The organism is Sphingosinicella sp., assembly GCF_052388015.1.
GTDB lineage: Bacteria > Pseudomonadota > Alphaproteobacteria > Sphingomonadales > Sphingomonadaceae > Allosphingosinicella.
In genome coordinates this window covers 1-2424 of record NZ_JBQTIN010000146.1, presented here as the reverse complement: position 1 = coordinate 2424, position 2424 = coordinate 1, and the positions used below count along the sequence as shown (strand labels likewise).

The following is a 2424-nucleotide window of genomic DNA, read 5'->3' as shown; positions in this document are numbered from 1 at the left end:
CCCTGTTCGGCTTCGGCTCGGCGGGGGAGCGGGACTGGTTTCGGTTGCTGACCGGGGTGCAGGGTGTCGGCGGCAAGGTCGCGCTGGCGATCCTCTCCGTCCTGCCGCCCGACGAGCTGCACCGCGCTGTAGCGAGCGGCGACGCGGCGATGGTCGCCCGCGCCAACGGCGTCGGCCCCAAGCTCGCCGCCCGGATCGTCAACGAGCTCAAGGACAAGGCCGGCGGCGTCCCGCTCGGCCCGGCCGGCGCCGCCGCGCCGCGCGGAGTAGGCGCGGACGCGGTCTCCGCTTTGCTCAACCTCGGCTTCAAGCCCGGCGAGGCCAGTGCCGCCGTCAATGCGGCCAATGACGAGCTGGGCGGCGAGGCCAGCCTCGACGCGCTGGTCCGACTGGCGCTCAGGAAGGCGGCAAAATGAGCCGATCGAGCCTGTTCAGATCAACGGCCAAGGCTGGTTCGGCACTCGTCCTCATCGCGACGCTCGCTGTTATGATCGGGGTCGTAGGAACAGCTCTCTTTCTTTTCCCTAGCCTTTGGCTCCTCGCTTATGTGGCGGCAGCGGGATTGATCGGGTTGCTCGTCGCAACGGCAGCAGCGATGATTTTCTCCAGGAGCAACAAATGACCGCCGCGCGCCGCGCCGAATGCCGCTGCGGCCAGCTCACCGCCACCGTCACCGGCGCGCCGATCCGCATCTCGGTCTGTCATTGCCTCGCCTGCCAGCGGCGCACCGGCAGCGCCTTTGCCGTCCAGGCGCGTTTCGATCCCGCCGATGTGGAGATCGAGGGCGAGTCGCGCGAATGGCGGCGCACCACCGATGCTGGCAACGTCACCGTCTATCATTTCTGCCCGGAATGCGGCTCGACCATCTGGTACCAGGGCGGGCCGATCCCGGAGGCGATCGCGATCCCCGTCGGCGCCTTCGCCGATCCCACTTTCCCGGCGCCCTGCTTCTCGGTCTGGGAAAAGCGCCGGCACCCATGGGTCGCGATCTTGGGCGACGAGGTGGCGCATAGTGACTGACGCGCCCATCGCCATCGTCTGGGAATTCGTCGTGCCGGCGGCGAACCGCGCCCGCTTCGAAGCGGCCTACGGGCCGGATGGCGACTGGGCGCGGCTGTTCCGCCATGCCGCCGACTTCCGGGGCACCGAATTGCTTCGCGATGCCGAGCGCGACGGCGTCTATCTGACTATCGACCGCTGGGCGTCCGCCGAGGCGTTCGACCGCTTCACGCGCGACTTCAGCACCGACTATCATCGGCTCGACTCCGCGCTTGAATGCCTCGCGAGCTGCGAGACTCGCGTCGGCCTGTTCGAAGGCACGGCATGACCGATCCGGCCATTTTTCCGCTTCTGTTCGTCGCTGTCGCGGCGGCTCAGCAGCCAGAGGCGAGACGTGAACCGCATCCAGCCGTCCCGTGCTGGCAAGGCTGGACCGGATCCACAGCGGACGGCGTCGTGGTTTATGACACGCGCGGCGATATCCAGCCCTACCTGATCACGCACAATCGAGATCAGATCAGGCGCGGCGGTCAGCTGGAGCAGGACTACAACCACATCGACTATTGGTTCGGCGATCCGTCGCACCCGATCCGGGCGCGCTATTATTTTCGCCACGACGAAAGCGTCCAGGTCGATCTGCCAGCCGATGCCGGAAACCGGTTTTCGCTGGCGGAGGTGCGGGAGAGATTCCCGGCTGATATCCTCTGCTATCTCCAACGCCGCTTCGACCGGATCGAGGTGCTGGTCGAGGACGGATATCGTGAACTATGGGTCCGTCCGCAGTGACAGATCCCGCCCGCCTCACCACGCCGGACCGGCAGCCCGAGGATATCGACGCGGCGCTGCGGCCGAAGTCGCTCGACGAGTTCGTCGGGCAGAAGGCGGCGCGCGAGAACCTTCGCGTGTTCATCGCCGCCGCCAAGGGGCGGAGCGACGCGCTCGACCATGTCCTCTTCTTCGGCCCGCCGGGGCTCGGCAAGACGACGCTGGCGCAGATCGTCGCGCGCGAGCTCGGCGTCGGCTTTCGCGGCACCTCCGGGCCGGTGATCGCCAAGTCCGGCGATCTCGCCGCCTTGCTCACCAATCTCGAGGACGGCGATGTCCTGTTCATCGACGAGATCCACCGGCTCGCGCCGGCGGTCGAGGAAATCCTCTATCCGGCGATGGAGGATCGGGCGCTCGACATCATGATCGGCGAGGGGCCGTCCGCCCGCTCGGTCCGCATCGACCTGCCCAAATTCACCCTGATCGGCGCGACGACACGGCAGGGGCTGCTCACCACCCCGCTGCGCGACCGCTTCGGCATTCCGGTCCGGCTCAATTTCTACAGCGTCGACGAGCTGGAGCAGGTCGTCCGCCGCGCCGCGTCGCTGCTTCGGCTCGATATCGCCCCGGACGGCGCCGCCGAGATCGCCCGCCGCGCCC

At 67.8% G+C, this 2424-nt stretch carries 5 protein-coding genes; all 5 read left to right on the top strand.

The window, feature by feature from the left end; translation table 11 throughout:
- Positions 1 to 416 (top strand): Holliday junction branch migration protein RuvA (gene ruvA, locus ACT4N3_RS12110; RefSeq protein ID WP_444855480.1); only part of this gene is annotated, 416 nt, incomplete at its 5' end.
- A gap of 202 nt (positions 417 to 618) precedes the next feature.
- Positions 619 to 1020, top strand: a complete 402-nt coding sequence (locus ACT4N3_RS12105) for a GFA family protein (RefSeq protein ID WP_444855479.1) — start codon at positions 619 to 621, stop codon at positions 1018 to 1020.
- Positions 1013 to 1327: an antibiotic biosynthesis monooxygenase family protein gene (locus ACT4N3_RS12100; RefSeq protein ID WP_444855478.1), complete on the top strand. Its 315-nt coding sequence runs from the start codon at positions 1013 to 1015 to the stop codon at positions 1325 to 1327. Before ACT4N3_RS12105 ends, ACT4N3_RS12100 begins: the two co-directional genes overlap by 8 nt.
- Positions 1324 to 1785 carry a hypothetical protein gene (locus ACT4N3_RS12095; protein WP_444855477.1) on the top strand — a complete coding sequence of 154 codons (462 nt, stop codon included), beginning with the start codon at positions 1324 to 1326 and terminating at the stop codon, positions 1783 to 1785. The genes ACT4N3_RS12100 and ACT4N3_RS12095 overlap by 4 nt, the downstream gene beginning before the upstream one ends.
- A partial coding sequence (gene ruvB / locus ACT4N3_RS12090) for a Holliday junction branch migration DNA helicase RuvB (RefSeq protein WP_444855476.1) occupies positions 1782 to 2424 on the top strand: 643 nt, incomplete at its 3' end. The genes ACT4N3_RS12095 and ruvB, both read left to right, overlap by 4 nt.